This window comes from Alteromonas sp. 76-1 (assembly GCF_900654235.1).
Lineage (GTDB): Bacteria > Pseudomonadota > Gammaproteobacteria > Enterobacterales > Alteromonadaceae > Alteromonas > Alteromonas naphthalenivorans.
This window is the reverse complement of sequence record NZ_LR136958.1, coordinates 2,635,374-2,653,233: the sequence shown is the minus strand read 5'-3', so window position 1 is coordinate 2,653,233 and position 17,860 is coordinate 2,635,374. Positions and strand designations below refer to the sequence as shown.

Below are 17,860 nucleotides of genomic sequence, written 5' to 3'. Positions count from 1 at the left end.
CCTTTTTAGCCTGAATAAACCCAGCGGCCTATGCTGAATGCTCATGACAATGCGCATTCGCTTAGGCCGCTTTTTTATGTAAAGAATTCTCGCCAACATTTGCAATTTTACTTCATCACTTTCTTATCTAAAAAGCTGAATTCATAACGCGTATTGTTTACATTGTTTACTTATAATGAAGGAGGCTTATATGAGTACGCTATTAACCGGTGAACAAATTCAAGACAACCTTGATACTTTAAATGAAGGTTTAGAGGAAAACGAGCGGTGGGCATTAAGCGATAATGCTATTGAAAAGACATTTACCTTTAAAAGTTTCATTCGTGCATTTGGTTGGATGTCACAAATTGCTATTTGGGCAGAGAAATTAAAGCATCATCCAGAATGGTTTAACGTTTATAACCGGGTTGAAGTGAAATTAACTACTCATGATGTGGGTGGTTTAAGTGAATTAGATTTTAAACTGGCAACAAAAATGGAAAGCTTTAAACCCTAAACGTTTAAGTTTTGACCTTAAATTGTTTGGCGATTAAACATAACGATTAATAATGAAGCGAACAGTCAGAAAAGTGAAATAATTAAGTAATAAGTCCTTGTGTTACAAAAGTGCGTATGTATAATACGCCCCACGTTGAAGGGAGACATCAAACACCTCAAACCAACAACGTTATTTTCTGGCGCGGGATGGAGCAGTCTGGTAGCTCGTCGGGCTCATAACCCGAAGGTCGTAGGTTCAAATCCTGCTCCCGCAACCACAGAAAATTAAACGATTTAAAAACTGAGTTGTCTAAGTATAGAGACAAGCAGTAGTTCAAAAGAACAGACGCGGGATGGAGCAGTCTGGTAGCTCGTCGGGCTCATAACCCGAAGGTCGTAGGTTCAAATCCTGCTCCCGCAACCACATTATAACCCTGGCTTATGCCGGGGTTTTTTGTATCTGCTAATCTATTTTTATCTATCCTTTATATTCTCGATATTAGCCTCTCTATCAATCACATTTAAATCAACATTTGACTGCTATTGTACAAACGTCATATTGACGCTTTCTTGTACCTCGCCCTTAAAAATATGCAAATGGTAATGCCCATCAATACCTATTGGTTAATTTAATTGGTAATGCTTGTTCAATTAGTGTGTATAAAATGGTAAAAGTAAATTAATAACAAAAAAGAGAAAAATGTACTGCTGGTATATTTTTAAACTCCTTAATAATTTCTGATTTTAAAAGCGCTGATGAGTAGTATGATTCAACAATTTTTCATGATAGGGCAAGAAGTCACTTTGCTCGACGGACAATATGACTTTGGCTTAGTAGCACTATCATTAATGATTGCCATTTTTGCTTCGTTTATGGCTTTTAACGTTGCGACTCAGGCTGCAACTTCCACCAATAAATTTAGAAAATATGCCTTACTCAGTGCTGGCAGTATTGCAATGGGCGGCGGAATTTGGGCCATGCATTTTTTAGGTATGCTTGCCTTTGAACTTTGCACCGCTGTTTCCTACAACCTGGGTATAACGCTAGCATCCGCATTACCAGGCATAGCCTCGGCTTGGGTTGCGCTTTATCTTATGACGAAGCCAACCATTTCATTCTCTGAAATAGTAACTGGCGGCGTGCTTGTGGGCTCGGGTATTGGCACTATGCACTACAGTGGTATGGCGGCTATGGAAATGGCGCCTTTACTTCGCTATAGCCCTTCATTATTTATCCTCTCAATAGTTGTTGCTGTTTCCCTCGCGATGCTTGCTCTTTGGATAAAGTTTGGCCTTAGTGCTGTGAATTCCAAAACGTCGAGTGTTGGAAGGGATGCATTTATTTCGAGTGTTGTGATGGGCCTTGCTATAGCGGCGATGCATTACACCGGAATGTCAGCAGCTAGGTTTGTCATGCCACCAGGTATGGAGTTTTCTTCCCAACCTTCTGAGATATCCGTTTATTTAGCACTTTCTATTGCCATGGTAACGGTTACGCTTATTGCCCTTGTTCTGGGTATTACTTTGTTATTCAAGTACAAAGATGTCAGTTCACGTGCTATCGAAAGCGAAAAAATTCAGCGAGCTATTACGGATATTGCCGTAGATGCGATAATTACGGTAGACAGTACAGGTATTATTCAAACCGCTAATCCTGCAGTTAAGGCGGTAACGGGTTATCTGCCGGAAGAACTTATTGGGCAACAAGGCGCAATCCTTGCTCCAGATGATAAGAAATCTATTTACAATACCGACTTTTTTGAACAAAAATCAGTGCCGACTGAACAAATAATCGGCACTAGCCGCGAGGTGGTGATTGTCGGTAAAAGTGGAGAGCTTATTCCTGTTCGTGTTGGAATGGGGTATACCAAACTTGATGGTAAGGCCTTGTTCGTTGGCTTTTTCTCCGATTTAAGAAAGCGCAAAGCAATGGAAGATGCGCTGCGTGAAAGTGAAGCTAAATTCAGAAGTTTTATTTCAAATATCCCAGGTATTGCCTACAGGTGTTTAAATGAGCCTGATTGGCCCATGGTATTTATCAGCGACGCAGTCAGTGAAATAACAGGATATGCCGCTGATGATTTTATTCTACCCAACCCTCGCATTACTTTTGGCTCCCTTTGCCATCCAGATGATCTAAAACGAGTAGCAACGGAAGTTACCGACCAAAACACATTCAATATTGAGTACCGCATTATAAATAAGAAGGGTGAGGTTAGATGGGTAACCGAACACGGTGTTCACGTTCTTGATGCAGATGGCAACACTATTTATCTAGACGGTTTTATTTCTGATATCACCCCCCGTAGGGAAATGGAAGAGGAACTTATAAAGGCTAAAGAAAAAGCCGAGCAGGCTGCGGCAGCCCGTACTAACTTTCTTGCGAACATGAGCCATGAAATAAGAACGCCAATGAACGCCATTATTGGGTTTAGCGATTTGATGCTTGCAGAAAAAATGCCGCCAGAACAGCATAGTCACCTTACCACAGTAAATCGCTCTGCTCGTTCACTGCTACATCTATTAAACGATATTCTTGATAGCGCAAAGTTAGACAAAGGGAAACTTGATTTAGATTATCGCGACTTCATTATTCGCGAAGAAGTCGATACGGTGGTCTCGACATTTTGGCTAGAAGCCAAACGTAAAAACATTACGTTAGAAGTACACGTTGGCAGTGAGGTTCGCGAGGCATACAACGGTGTGCCAGAACGTATTAGGCAGGTGCTTAATAATTTAATTGGTAATGCTGTTAAATTTACTGGCGATGGTAGTGTGATGTTAGAAGTATCCAGTGACAGTTCTTTTGTTTACTTTAAAGTAAAAGACTCGGGCATTGGCATGAATAGCGAGCAGGTTAGTCGTGTATTCGACGCATTTGCCCAAGCTGACGCTTCAATGAGCAGAAAGTATGGCGGTACAGGTTTAGGCACAACCATTTCTAAACAACTTGTTGAGTTGATGGGCGGTAACATCTGTGCTCAAAGTGAGTTGGGTAAGGGCAGTACCTTCACTTTCCGCTTGCCATTAGTGCCAGCAATTGCACCAATGGCAGTTGAAGAGGGCAAGCCTGTCCAATTATCACCAATGCATATTCTCATCGTAGACGATATTGCTCAAAATATTGATTTGTTATCATTATTATTAACACGATCTGGGCATACCGTTGAGGTGGCACGCGATGGTCAAGAAGCGCTGGAAAAAATGAAGTTACCCGGTATTGAGCTGGTGTTGATGGATTTACAAATGCCTGTATTAGATGGCCTAGAAGCATCAATGCAAAGACGAAAATACGAGGCTGAGCATGGCCTACCACCCATACCAATTATTGCGTTAACAGCCAGTGTATTAGTGCAGGATAGACATGCCGCAACCGATGCGGGAATGGACGGATTTGCCAATAAGCCTATCGATTACCCCGTACTTACCCGAGAAATGGCACGCGTACTGGGCAAAGAAATTGATGAATCAGCCACATTAATTTTAAATGACGACAAATCAGAGAAACCAAAATCAAGCAAAGTGGTTAACCTGAATCGAGCGATTATGCTTTGGGGCGATGCACAAACTCATCGTAACGAAGTGGCGAGATTTACCCGCGAAAACGAAGCTAAAATTGCGCAAATAACGACGGCTATTCTCGATGATGATGCATCAAAAACAGCATCATTAGCCCACAGCATTAAGGGGGTTTCCGGAAACTTGTGTTTGGATCCTTTAATGTCGGTATGCCGTGATATCGAGAAGAATGCACATGCTGGTGAATTAGATATTTCCACAGTTCAATTACTTAAAAAATCATTTAACGATGTTATTACGTGGTTACAGGGCACTACCGAGATCAAAACGGTGCAAGTTAAGCAAGACGTCGACTACGCTGTGTTGTTAGCGCACCTCGTAAAATTGAAGCAAAGTGTTGAGCAAAACATGCTTGATGAAGATGAGTTACAAGAAGTTAAGGCGCTTGCAGGTGGTGAGTACACAGACACCTTAGCCTCCATTATCATGGATATTGATGATTTTGAGTTTGAGCGTGCTGAAGCTAAGCTCGTCGAGCTTATTGATACGTTAACCACAGAGATTGAAGCGCGATAATGTTAAGACAAATTGAAAAGCCTACTTTACTTCTGGTTGATGACGAGCCAGTAAATTTGAGAGTTTTAAAACAGTTGTTAGCGGCAGATTACCAACTCATTTTTGCTAAAAACGGTGAAGAAGCGATTAGAATAACATCTGAACGAAAACCCCAGCTCATTTTGTTAGATATCATGATGCCAGGGCTTACAGGGTTTGAGGTCTGTAGAATATTAAAAGGTCGAGATGACACACGTCATATTCCCGTTATATTTGTAACCGCGTTAAATGATGAGCATGATGAAGCGGAAGGTTTCGAAGCAGGCGCAGTAGACTATATTACTAAACCCATTTCACCACCGGTAGTAAAAGCCAGAGTAAACACCCATTTATCGTTAGTTCAGTCTGACGAATTAATGCGTACTCGATTACAAGTGGTTCAGCGCTTAGGCCGCGCGGCTGAATATAAAGACAACGAAACTGGTATGCACGTATTACGCATGAGTCATTACTCTAAAGAGTTGGCGTTAGCATATGGTTTTAGTGATGACCAAGCTGAAATATTACTGCACGCAGCGCCTATGCACGATATAGGTAAAATTGGTATTTCTGATAGCATCATGTTGAAGCCTGGTAAATTGACAGACGAAGAGTTTGCAATAATGAAAACCCATCCTGAAATTGGTGCAGAAATTCTAGGGGAATGCGATTCCGCGTTATTAATGGTAGCTAAGTCAGTGTCATTGACCCACCATGAAAAATGGGATGGTAGCGGCTACCCAAATGGATTAGCAGGTGAAGACATTCCTATTGAGGGTAGAATTTGTGCAGTGGCTGACGTATTCGATGCACTCACCAGTAAAAGGCCTTATAAAGAGCCGTGGAGCGTAGAAAAAACGTTAGCCTTTATGGAAAGTCAGAAGGGGAAGCATTTCGATCCGGCGCTAATTGATTTGTTGCTAGCAAAATTACCTCAGATACTAGAAATTAAAGAAAAGTGGAAAGATGAAGACTAGACGGATACTAATAACCTTGTTTTATGAAACATAGGCTAACAACTAATAGTCGAGTGCTGTTGCTTAATGAGGCACCAATCAGTATAATGCGCTCATTAAGTGATGGTAGCGGGCTCCCTCAGTGTTCAGGAAAGTAACGCTTCCATTATCAGCAAACTATCACCTACCGGTGTTTTTTACCCATGTGTTTGCATTTGTCTTTTTGACAAATATGGGTTCAGAATTTTAATAAAAGCCCCGCTAGTCCGGGGCTTTTTGTTGTATTAGACCCTGGAGTCAGCCTAGCTGAGCTAGGTGATGACAGGTGGGCTTAAGGCCCTTTTTTCGTTTTTGGAGGTTTGCATTGGCAAAACTTGAAGAGAAACTAACCGAAATGCTTAACCCGGGTGTAGAAGCTTTAGGGTTTGAGTTGGTTGGGATCGAATTTGTACGAGCGGGGAAACATTCAATTCTTCGCGTTTTTATTGATCATGAAAACGGTATCTCCGTAGATAATTGTGCAGATGTAAGTCATCAAGTGAGTGCGATATTGGATGTTGAAGATCCAATTAGCACAGAGTACAACCTAGAAGTATCTTCACCGGGTATGGATAGACCGCTTTTCAAAGAAAAGCATTATGTTGATTCTATAGGTGAAGTTGTTCAGGTTCGTTTATCAATGCCGATGGACGACAGACGTAACTTTAAAGGCAAAGTATTGGCATGCGACAATGGCGTAGTCAATATTGAAGTGGATGGCCAGCAGTTCCAGTTAGCTGTGGCGAATATCGAAAAAGGTAACGTTGTTCCCACATTCGAATAACGGAACAGCAATGCTTTCATCGACGAAAGCTTGAGTGAGGCTAAAATGAATAAAGAAATTTTGTTAGTGGCGGAAGCCGTTTCAAATGAAAAACAAGTGCCTAGAGAGAAGATTTTTGAAGCGCTGGAATTTGCAATTGCCAGTGCCACCAAAAAGAAAAATGAAGGCGATATTGAAGTACGAGTAAGTATCGACAGAACCTCTGGTGACTTCGACACATTCCGTCGTTGGTTAATTATTCCTGACGATCAGGAACAAGAAAACCCATTCGCAGAAATTACCCTTTCTGCTGCGCAAGTAGAAGAGCCTGAGCTTCAATTAGGCGATTATGTTGAAGATCAGATTGAATCTATCAAATTTGACCGCATAACTACGCAGACCGCGAAACAAGTTATCGTACAAAAAGTACGTGAAGCTGAACGCGCGCAAATGATTGCAGAATACGAAGATAAAGTCGGTGAGCTAGTAACCGGTACGGTTAAGAAAGTAAACCGCGACAACATTATCATCGATTTAGGTAATAACGCTGAAGGTGTTATCTACCGTGACGATATGCTTCCTCGTGAAACGTTCAGACCAGGCGACCGTGTTCGCGGCTTACTTTATGTAATTCGCCCTGAAGCACGTGGCGCTCAATTGTTTATCAGCCGTACTCATCCTGACATGCTTGTAGAGCTATTCAGACTTGAAGTACCAGAAATCGCTGAAGAAACACTAGAAATTAAAGCGGCGGCTCGTGATCCGGGCTCCCGTGCAAAAATTGCCGTTAAAACTAACGACAAACGCTTAGATCCAGTTGGTGCGTGTGTAGGTATGCGTGGTTCACGTGTACAAGCAGTATCGGGCGAATTGGGTGGTGAGCGTGTTGATATCGTATTGTGGGATGAAAACTCAGCACAATTTGTTATTAACGCCATGGCACCTGCAGAAGTTGCCTCTATTGTTGTGGACGAAGACAGTCACATGATGGATGTAGCAGTAGAAGCTGACAACCTTGCTCAGGCAATCGGTCGTAGCGGTCAAAACGTTCGCCTTGCTAGCCAGTTAACTGGTTGGGAACTAAACGTGATGACAGTAGAAGATCTGAACAAGAAACATGAAGAAGAAAACGCGAAGGTATTGAACATCTTTACCGCTGGCCTAGACGTAGACGAAGAGTTTGCTGCTATGTTAGTTGATGAAGGTTTCACCACCTTGGAAGAAGTGGCATACGTGCCAGCAAGCGAGCTTCTTGCCATCGACGGACTTGATGAAGATACCGTTGAAGAATTGCGTAATCGTGCACGTGCATTCCTTACGACCCGTGCATTAGCAAACGAAGAATCGCTTGAAGGCGCAGAGCCTACCGAAGCCTTACTAGGCCTTGAAGGAATGAGTAAGCACGTGGCCTATGTGTTGGCCAGCCGCGGCATTACCGACCTTGAAGAACTGGCCGAGCAAGGCACAGATGAAATTAGTGATATTGATGAACTAGACGAAGCTACTGCGGGTGCGCTGATTATGGCAGCACGTAATATCGTTTGGTTCAATGAAGAGTAAAGGTCAACAGGGGGAATAATACGTAATGGCAGATGTATCTATTGAAAAGCTCGCCAGCGACATTGGTACGACCGTTGACCGATTGGTTGGCCAGTTTAAAGACGCGGGTATTACAAAGAATGCCGGCGCTCAGGTTACTGAAGAAGAGAAAAAGAAACTGTTGGATCATTTAAGTAAGCAACACGGCAGCGCGTCCGAACCTCAGCGCATGACACTTAAACGCAAGACAACCAGTACTATTAGCGTAGGCAAGTCGAAAGAAGTTAAAGTAGAAGTACGTAAAAAGCGTACTTACGTTAAGCGTACTGATGCTGAAGAGCAACAACGCATAGCGGAAGAAGAAGCGAAGTTAGCTGAAGAAGCACGTTTGAAACGTGAAGCAGAAGAAAAAGCTGCTGCTGAAGCAAAACAAGCTGCTGAAGAAAAAGCACGTAAAGCGGAAGAGTCAAGAAAGGCTGCTGAAGAAGAACGTGCTCGTCGTGCTGAACAAGCGAAGAAAGATGCTGAAGCACGTAAGAAAGATGAGCCTGAAATGTCTGCTGAAGAAAAAGCGGCTCAAGAAGCTGCTCGTCTTGAAGAAGAACGTCTTCGTAAGGCTCAGGAAGAAGAAGCACAGAAGAAGCTTGAAGAAGATGCTAAGAAAGCCGCTGATGAAGCGCGTAAACTAGCAGAAGAAAACGAGCGTCGTTGGAAAGAAGAAGCTGAAGCTCGTAAGAAAGCGGAAGCTGAAGAAGTGCATTTACATTCAAATCGCTATGCTCAAGAAGCAGAAGACGAGCAAGACGCGCAAGTTGAGCGTTCTTCACGTCGTCGCAGAAAGTCTAAGCGAAATGCAGGTGAGCACTTGAAGCAAGGCTTCAACAAGCCAGCTCAACCTGTAGAGCGTATCGTTAAGCTAGGTGAAACTATCACTGTTGGCGAGCTTGCTAGCAAGTTAGCGATTAAGTCTAATGAAGTTATCAAAACCATGATGAAAATGGGTGAGATGGCGACAATTAACCAAGTTCTTGACCAAGACACAGCAGTACTTGTTGTTGAAGAAATGGGTCACAAATTTGAACTGGTTAACGACAATGCACTTGAAGAAGAATTGTTGGCTGATGATGGCACAGGCGGTGATAAAACTTCACGTGCACCTGTAGTTACCATCATGGGTCACGTTGACCACGGTAAAACATCACTACTTGATTACATTCGTCGCGCGAAAGTGGCTGACGGTGAAGCCGGTGGTATTACCCAGCATATCGGTGCTTATAAAGTACAAACTGATAATGGCGAAATTACCTTCTTAGATACGCCTGGACACGCCGCGTTTACTGCAATGCGTGCTCGTGGAGCAACGGCTACAGATATCGTTATCTTGGTTGTTGCGGCAGATGATGGCGTAATGCCACAAACGAAAGAAGCGGTTCAACATGCTCGAGCAGCTGGTGTACCGTTAATCATTGCCGTGAACAAGATGGATAAAGAATCAGCCGATCCAGATCGTGTTAAAACTGAGCTTTCTCAACTGGAAGTTATTTCAGAAGAGTGGGGCGGTGAGCACCAGTTCTGTAACGTTTCTGCTAAAACCGGTATGGGTGTTGATGGTCTTTTAGAAGCCATTAACCTTCAAGCTGAATTACTTGACCTACAAGCGGTAGCTAAAGGTCCTGGTCGCGGTATCGTTATTGAATCACGCCTTGATAAAGGTCGTGGTCCAGTAGCTTCAGTACTTATCCAAGAAGGTGAGCTGAAAGCCGGTGATATCCTGCTATGTGGCGAAGAGTACGGACGTGTTCGTGCAATGCGCGATGAGCATGGTCAAGAGCTTAAGCTAGCTGGTCCTTCTACCCCTGTTGAAGTACTAGGTTTATCTGGTGTTCCAGTAGCTGGTGAAGATGCAGCGGTAGTGAAAGACGAGCGTAAAGCCCGTGAAGTAGCGGCTAAACGTCATCAGAAGAAGCGTGAGCTTAAACTAGCTCGTCAGCAAAAAGCCAAGCTTGAAAACATGTTTGCGAACATGGAAGCAGGTGACGTTAGCGAACTTAACATTGTACTTAAAGCTGACGTACAAGGTTCTGTTGAAGCAATTGCTGAATCGTTGATTAAACTATCAACGGCAGAAGTTAAAGTGAACATTGTTGGTAGCGGCGTAGGTGGAATCACTGAAACTGATGCGACATTGGCAGCAGCTTCTGGCGCTATCGTACTTGGCTTTAACGTTCGTGCCGATGCTACTGCACGTCGCGTACTAGAAGCTGAAGAAATTGATTTACGTTACTACAGCGTTATCTATAGCCTAATCGACGAAGTGAAAGCAGCAATGAGCGGTATGCTTGCGCCAGAGTTCAGACAAGAAATTATTGGTCTGGCTGAAGTGCGTGATGTATTTAAATCGCCTAAGCTTGGTGCTATCGCTGGTTGTATGGTTACAGAAGGTGTGGTTAAGCGTAGCAATCCAATCCGTGTACTTCGTGAAAACGTAGTAATCTATGAAGGTGAACTAGAATCTCTACGTCGCTTCAAAGATGACGTACAAGATGTACGTAACGGTATGGAATGTGGTATCGGCGTTAAGAACTACAACGACGTAAAAGTTGGAGACCAAATCGAAGTCTTCGAAATCGTTGAAGTTAAACGCGAAATCTAATTGCCTAACTAAATCAGTATAAATAAAGCGGGGGCACAAGCCCCCGTTTTTGTCTGTCACTTTTCAAAATGAGACTAGGTTGTTTATAGACTAAGCTTTAAAAGGTTATACCTTAAAGCGGCTTAGCTTATAAAAGCCTGAGTGACTGGCAACAATCGCTGATTTAAAGACAGGAGAAAGTTATGGCTCGTGAATTTTCACGTACCGACAGAGTGTCGCAGCAAGTTCATAAAGAAGTGGCTAGCATTCTGCAAAATGAATACAAACACCGTGTAGGCGATATGCCACTTATTACTGTGTCTGATGTCGATGTAACACGAGATTTAGCCCACGCTAAAATATATGTGACTATCTATAACAGCACAGAAGAAGAAGGCAAAAGACAAATAAAACAGCTGGCCGAGTTTCAGCCGTTTATTCGTAGTATTTTGGCTAAGCGTTTACGCATGCGCTCTGTGCCACACCTTCACTTCTTTGAAGATAAATCAATTATTGAAGGTATGCGCATTTCTAACTTGGTATCGCAAACCGTTGCGGCAGATGACGCAAAGCGCGATACCGACGAGTCAGAAGAGAAGGAATAAATGGCAAGGCGTCGTAAAGGCCGCGATATTAACGGCATAGTATTGCTAGATAAGCCATTAGGCGGTTCTTCAAACCAACTTCTTCAAAAGGTACGTTGGTTGTTCAAAGCTTCAAAAGGTGGTCATACGGGCGCGCTAGACCCTTTGGCCAGCGGTATGCTGCCTTTGTGTTTAGGTGAAGCCACTAAATTTTCTCAATTCTTATTGGATGCGGAGAAAACCTATGAAGTCACCGCAACCTTAGGGATTCGCACCACCACTTCTGATGCTGACGGTGAAGTCGTTGAAGAAAAGCCGGTGACGGTGGATGAAGAAACAGTTCGAAACACGTGTTTGCAATTCTTAGGGAAGAGTAAACAAGTCCCTTCTATGTTTTCGGCGCTAAAACACCAAGGCAAACCTCTTTATCATTATGCCCGTCAGGGAATAACGGTTGAGCGTGAAGCGAGAGATATTGAAATATTTGAACTTGAAGTCACTCGTATCGCGCTGCCCGAAGTCGATATGCGGGTTAAATGCAGTAAAGGCACTTATATTCGCTCATTAGTAGACGATATTGGTCAAATTCTTAAGTGCGGCGCTTACGTTACTCGCTTACATCGCACTGAAGTGGCCGATTATCCAACCGATAAAATGGTGTCTCTTGATACGCTAATTGCTACTCAAGAAGCACTAGAAGAGGGTGACTTTGCCGCACTTGACGCATTTATGATCCCCATGGATACCGCCGTCAGTAGGTTGCCTTTGGTCTGTATTAACGAGGCTGAAAAGCATCGCTTTGATAACGGTCAAAGTGTTAAAGGTACCTGCGATGAGCCGTTGGAAGTTGGTCAGCCTTACCGGGTTTATTTCGGTGAAAGCGAACAAGGTTTGTTTTTAGGCGTAGGTGAAGGCGTTAAAGATCCAAAGGACCAAGCGGGGTCTAATGGGGATATTTTTGTTAACCCAAAAAGGCGGGTTGTGTACAACCAATAAAGTTTACACTTTCCCTTGCTAACTGGCGCGCTGTCATTATAATACGCGCTTCATTCCGTCTGGCTGAATTAGTGATCGGCCGGACATAATTTAGGAGAATGTTATGTCACTAACTAAAGACGAAACTGCAACAATCATTGCTGATTATGGCGTAAAAGAAGGTGATACTGGTTCACCAGAAGTTCAAGTTGCGTTGTTAACTCACAACATCAACAAGCTTCAAGGCCATTTTGCTGATCATAAGAAAGACCACCACTCACGTCGCGGTCTTCTACGTATGGTTAGCCAGCGTCGTAAGCTTCTAGACTACCTTAAAGGCAAGAACGCTGAGCGTTATCTTGACCTAATTAAGCGTCTTGGCCTACGTCGATAAGCTTAAGTTTTTAATGAAAAAAGCACCCTAGGGTGCTTTTTTTATGTCTGCAAAACGTTGCCCCCTTAGTGAATGTTGCGTATGTTTAGCATTGGTAATGCTTTAAGCATATGGAAATTACTGTTAATAAGAGGGATGTATGTCGTCAAATATTGATTACTCAACGTATTCACTGGAAGAATTAAAGCAAGCTCGCGCCACAATTAACGAAATTGAGCACCCAGAATTGGCGCAAGAGTTAGAAGAGCGAATCGTGCAGTTTGAATTACCAGAAGCTTCATCCCCAGAAGCTCTATCCACAAGAGCTTCCTCCCCTGTAGCTACCGCAAGTGTGTTAAGAAAGGGAAAGGTTTCCTTTCATGGTAAAGCGTCAGAATTCTTTTCTATTTGGATTGTAAATCTATTGCTCACTATTGTGACACTGGGTATTTATTCTGCGTGGGCAAAAGTAAGAACCAACCGATACTTTTACGGTAATACCGAGATTGATGGTCATCGGTTCTCCTATCTAGCGAATCCTTTACAAATTTTAAAAGGCCGTATTATTGCGGTGTGTTTATTTGCTAGTTATTTTATTTTAAGTGCTCTAAACCCTATTGCAGGCGCATTATTGGTATTTCTATTGATGGGACTCACACCCGTGATGGTGGTGCTTGGTCAACGCTTCAGTATGCGTATGACAGGGTATCGAAATGTTCGGTTTAAATTCAATGGCGGCTTTGGTGACGCGTTTGTTGTTTTCGTGGTTCTGCCTTTTGTTAGCTTATTTACCATGTACTTGATGTTGCCATGGGCGCTGAAGAAGATAGACGAATACCTAGTTGATAATTCAGCTTTCGGTGATAGTAGTTTTACCACCAAACTGAGCACGGGATCTTATTACCTTGCCTCACTCGGCGCTGTGGGCATTGTCGTGGCAGTGTTTATGGTAGGTGCAAGTATAATGGGATTAGGCTTTACTAGCCTTATTCATACATTAGAAAACGGCGCTCCTTTAGTAATGATCGCTTTGTTCGCCATGTACCTTATTGCCTATGCTATTTCATCTAGCTTTATACGGCACTTATCCGCAATCATATTTATGAAAATAGTGAAATACCAAACGTGGGTCAATTCAATTCCAATGTGGGTGTAATGCCGTTGGTATGGCTTAGAACAACTAATGTTATCGCTATCGTTCTGTCCTTAGGCTTCGCTATTCCGTGGGCGAAAATTCGCAGCGCTCATTTTTTTGCTAATGCTACTGAGGTTACTGTGTTATCAGGTATTGATAGCGTTACGTCCGTTAACACCGGTTCTGTGGGCGCGACAGCTGAAGAAGCGGCAACGTTGTTCGATGTTGATGTCGCATTAGGTTAGCCTAATGATACACGGGCAGTTATATCAATCAAATGATTCAGCGGTAACACTTGTTACCGCGAGTATTGAAGATGATGCATTGGTCATTCGTTTATTAAATGGTGATAAGCGTGTTAAAGATGAGCGATGTGTGACAACAAGCCAGCTAGAAATAGACGCGAACGTTACTGCTGACAAAGGTGAAAGTGTCGATATTGGCAGTAGTGAAAGCAATGAGCCGCTAAGATTTCAGCAATCTGACGTCAATGCGAAGTCGAAGCTGGGTAATTTACCTCGAGAAATTACCTTACCTAACGACCGCTTACTGGTTTGCTCTCCATCGCCCCTGTTAGATCAGTGGTTAGATGGTGGGGCAGGTAGTCGTATCTCTCAAATGGAAACTAAAAAGCCTTGGCTAATTGCGAGTGTTTTATTAGTACCACTTTTACTCTATGTTATTTTCGTACAAGGTATGCCATGGGCGGCCGTTAAATTTGCTAACCAGATACCATACTCTATTAAATCCCTAGCTTCACAGCATACGTTGAGCGCATTAGATTATTCAATGTTGGAGCCTAGCACGCTACCTAATTTGCAACGTGAGCAGTTAATGGTGGGCTTTGACTCCGTCGTAAAGCAAGTTAGCGGACTTGGTATTGAAAACAATATTCGGGTTCACTTTAGAGATTCCAATTTAATTGGGCCCAATGCCTTTGCGTTACCTGACGGCACCATAGTGTTTACCGATGACTTGGTAACACTGGTAGATGGCGACCAAACATTACTTGATGCTATTTTGTTACACGAAATTGGCCATGTGGCACAAAACCATTCCATGCAAATGGTGGCCGAATCCTTATTTGCAACCCTAGCGATAAGTTACTTTTTCGGTGATTTAAGCGGAGCAATTGAATCTTTTATGGGAATAGGTTCTAGTGTTGTACAAAACCAATACTCCCAAAAGCATGAATGGCAGGCGGACAACTTTGCTATTGAAAAATTAAAATTAATGCAACGAGATCCCGCTGACTTTGCAGACGTAATGCGCAAATTATCAAACGACAATGAGCAGCTGGGCTCTGAAAGTAGTTGGTTCCAATCGCATCCCTCAACAAAAGCACGTATAGGAAATGCTGAGAAACACACGTTGCAACGACTGGTTAATACCAGTTAAGCTCGTGGTAGTGCTTAGTCTTACAAGCGTGTATCATGGTGCTTGTTAGTTAGATTTTGGCGCGTTTGTCTGTGTGAAAAACGGTACGATTTCTGCCTTCGTCTTTAGCGCGATAAAGCGCATCATCGGCTTCTTTTATTAATGTCTCAACTTGTAAAACAGTGTCACGTTGCGGCACAGGGAGTTGTGTCACACCAATACTCACCGTAATTCTATCTGCGCGTGAATAGCGCATTTCGGCAATCCTTTCATGTAAACATTTACAATATAAGCGGGCATTGTCTTGGGTTGAATTATATAACACTATCAGAAATTCTTCGCCGCCCCAGCGGGCTACAACATCGGTTTTTCGGGTGGCCGCTTTTAACGTTTTAGATAACAAACCAATAACCTCGTCACCTACATCGTGTCCGTGTTTATCGTTAATGTTTTTAAAGAAATCAATATCAATAAGCAAGAAAGATACGGGAACAAATTTTCGATTCACCTGATCGAGCAGCTTACGAATATCTGCAGAGGCAGCACGGCGATTAAGTAAATTAGTAAGCGGATCGAGACGGGAAAGTAGTGTCAGTTCGTCAGTTTTTAATTCTAAACTGTCTCTTACTTCTATCAATTCTTGATAGAGCTTGTCGCGGCTTTTTGCTGAATGCATAGACCAGTACAGTTGTTCGCCATGCAGTGCAACATTTGACAATACAGGTAACCGTTCTTGCTGCGCAGTGACCAATGTCATTTGAAGTTCTGAAAATCTACCCGTTGCGAGCACAGATGGCCTAACATAGCTTTCAAAAAAAATTAAACTTGCCCGCGAAATTATATTGGAAACATTATTACCTACCACCTCTTCGCGAGAAGAGCCGATGAATTCCAGCGCATCTTTATTACAATAATCGATGCGTCCTGAGCGTAAGTTCGATACTAAAAGTAAACTAGGAAAGAGATCGAGCAACGCTTCATTCAAGATATAAACAGCTCTATTTTTTCTGCAATGATGTGGGGGTTCGTCATATGTAAACAATGACCGTGAGCATCAATAACTTCAAGTGATGACAACGGCGTTTTCTCATGCATATATTTCCCAACCTCTACTGATGCTAATGAGTCGCTGCGACTTTGCAAAATAAGTGAGGGAAAAGAAATTGTCGGAAGGACATTCCTATAATCAGAAAAGAAAGTAGCCTTAGCAAAAGGTTTCGCATATTTAGGGTCGGTAGAACAAAAGCTGCTTTCAAGTTCTTTCACTAAGTTGGGGTCGTTCTCTCCCCCCATCACTAATGGTGCAAGGTAACTCGCCCAGCCAATATAGTTTTTGTCCATTAAATTAATAAGCTCTTCCAAGTCTTCTTTTTCGAAACCACCAAAATAGTCTGGCGGTAAATTCAGGAAACAAGGAGAGGGGCATACCAATACAAAATGTGAAAAATACTGCGGGGCGATAACCGAAGCGAGGTAGCCAATAATGCCGCTCACTGAATGACCAATAAATGTGACCTCAGTTAACTCAAGAGCCTCACAAATATCGATAACATCTTGTGCGTACCCTTCTAATTCTTCATATCGAGATTTATCATAAGCACTGACCTTAGATTTTCCACAACCCACGTAGTCAAACAGTACAATTTTATACTTTTGCTCTAGATAGGGGGTTAGATACTTCCACATGTTTTGGTCGCAGCCAAATCCATGCGCAAGCATAAGTGTCTTCGTGCCTGAACCAATAATTTTCACATTATTGTTCTCAATAATGGGGTAAGCGCTAGGTTGATAAATCATAGTTACCGCCTGTTCTCATTTAAGCAAAAAATAGCAACACACAAGGCCACCACTTATATAATGTTTATAGCATCGAAGAAAAACAGAATATATGCTACTTATGGTTAATACCATCCGCGCAAAAAAGGAGCCGATAGGCTCCTTTAAAGATGTATACCAATTTGAAGCTGAAATTAGCCTTCTGAAACGCTCGCCACAGAGGACGGCGCAGAGTTTGTAGAACTCGTGGTGCTTCGTGAAACTACCTTGGTGGCGATTTCTCTTAATTCATTTTCAAGGCTGGTAATGCGCCCAGACAGGGAGCTATTACGTTGCTCTAACACAGATAATTTGTCAGACAAGTTTCGTACTTGTTGTTCACTGCTGCGTTTATCACCAGAGACTTGTTCTAATTGAACGTTTAAGGCAAGAATTTCATCAGCTAAAGAAGCCAGTTGATTTTTCACCGAGCTAACTTGGCTCTGTTGCCCAGTTACATCATCGGCAACCTTTTTAATATTCCCTTGAAGCGCAGTTTGAACGTTACCAACTCTATCACCTAGGTCAGCAATTTCTTTTTGATTTCGGCGCCATGCTGAAGCCCAAAGTTTGTCCATCTGTTCCCACAAATCATTGGTCTTACTGGCTAATTCATTAACTTTAACTTGCAAAGCGACAGTAGATTCACCCATCTCTTCGCCAGTGGCAGAAAGCTTATTCTCTAATTCAAGAATGCGCTTTTCAGCGTGAGAAGCCACCACTTTTTGTTGTTCTACCAATGTGTATAGGTAGTAACATCCGCCACAGGCACCGAGGGCAATAAGTGCGATTAGGAATACCCATATGCCATTACCGCCGACACTGCTTTTTTCAGGGGCTTTGGGGGAGGGGCTGGTAGACGGTGAGGAATTCGAAGGTGCCTTGGCTGGCGAAGGCTGACGCTTTTTTTGATAATCGCGACGATCTTCATCATCTAAGCGAATAGTTGGAAAATCATCATTGTTCGAATTATTTGCCATAAGTTCTCTATTTTATCTCGTTTAAGCATTGGGTTAACTGCAACCTACCTGGATGTAGGCGCAGTAACCGAAAAATATAATTAATCGCGCATAATAACATCG

General features: G+C 42.8%; 13 protein-coding genes, 2 tRNA genes and 1 pseudogene. 13 read left to right on the top strand and 3 right to left on the bottom strand.

Features of this window, described 5'->3' with window-relative positions; translation table 11 throughout:
• Positions 1–190 precede the first annotated feature (190 nt).
• The 13 genes and pseudogenes from ALT761_RS11370 to ALT761_RS11310 all read left to right on the top strand — a co-directional run bounded on the left by ALT761_RS11370 (position 191) and on the right by ALT761_RS11310 (position 14,984).
• Positions 191–496 carry a 4a-hydroxytetrahydrobiopterin dehydratase gene (locus tag ALT761_RS11370; protein ID WP_129738787.1) on the top strand — a complete coding sequence of 102 codons (306 nt, stop codon included), beginning with the start codon at positions 191–193 and terminating at the stop codon, positions 494–496.
• 182 nt (positions 497–678) lie between these two features.
• A tRNA-Met gene (locus ALT761_RS11365) sits at positions 679–755 on the top strand.
• Positions 756–824: 69 nt separating this feature from the next.
• Positions 825–901 (top strand) — tRNA-Met (locus ALT761_RS11360).
• A gap of 341 nt (positions 902–1,242) precedes the next feature.
• On the top strand, positions 1,243–4,572 hold the full coding sequence (locus tag ALT761_RS11355) for an MHYT domain-containing protein (protein WP_129738785.1): 3,330 nt from the start codon (positions 1,243–1,245) through the stop codon (positions 4,570–4,572).
• Positions 4,572–5,567, top strand: a complete 996-nt coding sequence (locus ALT761_RS11350; protein WP_129738783.1) for a response regulator — start codon at positions 4,572–4,574, stop codon at positions 5,565–5,567. The genes ALT761_RS11355 and ALT761_RS11350 overlap by 1 nt, the downstream gene beginning before the upstream one ends.
• Positions 5,568–5,910: 343 nt before the next feature.
• Complete coding sequence (rimP, locus tag ALT761_RS11345; protein ID WP_129738781.1) at positions 5,911–6,369, top strand: ribosome maturation factor RimP; 459 nt, start codon at positions 5,911–5,913, stop codon at positions 6,367–6,369.
• A gap of 45 nt (positions 6,370–6,414) precedes the next feature.
• Complete coding sequence (gene nusA / locus ALT761_RS11340; protein WP_013783812.1) at positions 6,415–7,908, top strand: transcription termination factor NusA; 1,494 nt, start codon at positions 6,415–6,417, stop codon at positions 7,906–7,908.
• Between the two features lie 25 nt (positions 7,909–7,933).
• On the top strand, positions 7,934–10,540 hold the full coding sequence (gene infB, locus ALT761_RS11335) for a translation initiation factor IF-2 (RefSeq protein WP_129738779.1): 2,607 nt from the start codon (positions 7,934–7,936) through the stop codon (positions 10,538–10,540).
• A gap of 182 nt (positions 10,541–10,722) precedes the next feature.
• Positions 10,723–11,124, top strand: coding sequence for a 30S ribosome-binding factor RbfA (gene rbfA, locus ALT761_RS11330; RefSeq protein ID WP_013783814.1), 402 nt, complete (start codon positions 10,723–10,725; stop codon positions 11,122–11,124).
• Positions 11,125–12,099, top strand: coding sequence for a tRNA pseudouridine(55) synthase TruB (gene truB, locus ALT761_RS11325; RefSeq protein ID WP_129738777.1), 975 nt, complete (start codon positions 11,125–11,127; stop codon positions 12,097–12,099).
• Positions 12,100–12,202: 103 nt separating this feature from the next.
• The gene (rpsO, locus tag ALT761_RS11320) at positions 12,203–12,472 is read left to right on the top strand and encodes a 30S ribosomal protein S15 (protein WP_013783816.1); all 270 of its coding nucleotides are present in this window, start codon (positions 12,203–12,205) and stop codon (positions 12,470–12,472) included.
• Between the two features lie 139 nt (positions 12,473–12,611).
• Positions 12,612–13,831: pseudogene (locus tag ALT761_RS11315) on the top strand (YjgN family protein).
• 4 nt (positions 13,832–13,835) lie between these two features.
• Positions 13,836–14,984 carry a M48 family metallopeptidase gene (locus ALT761_RS11310; protein WP_129738775.1) on the top strand — a complete coding sequence of 383 codons (1,149 nt, stop codon included), beginning with the start codon at positions 13,836–13,838 and terminating at the stop codon, positions 14,982–14,984.
• Positions 14,985–15,033: 49 nt separating this feature from the next.
• On the opposite strand, the gene ALT761_RS11305 is transcribed toward ALT761_RS11310, so the two are convergent.
• The 3 genes from ALT761_RS11305 to ALT761_RS11295 all read right to left on the bottom strand — a co-directional run bounded on the left by ALT761_RS11305 (position 15,034) and on the right by ALT761_RS11295 (position 17,758).
• Entirely contained in the window at positions 15,034–15,948 is a 915-nt protein-coding gene (locus ALT761_RS11305) for a sensor domain-containing diguanylate cyclase (RefSeq protein ID WP_129738773.1), read from the bottom strand.
• Positions 15,945–16,760 carry an alpha/beta fold hydrolase gene (locus tag ALT761_RS11300; RefSeq protein ID WP_129738771.1) on the bottom strand — a complete coding sequence of 272 codons (816 nt, stop codon included), beginning with the start codon at positions 16,758–16,760 and terminating at the stop codon, positions 15,945–15,947. The genes ALT761_RS11305 and ALT761_RS11300 overlap by 4 nt, the downstream gene beginning before the upstream one ends.
• 173 nt (positions 16,761–16,933) lie before the next feature.
• Positions 16,934–17,758, bottom strand: a complete 825-nt coding sequence (locus ALT761_RS11295; RefSeq protein WP_129738769.1) for a hypothetical protein — start codon at positions 17,756–17,758, stop codon at positions 16,934–16,936.
• Positions 17,759–17,860: the final 102 nt, after the last annotated feature.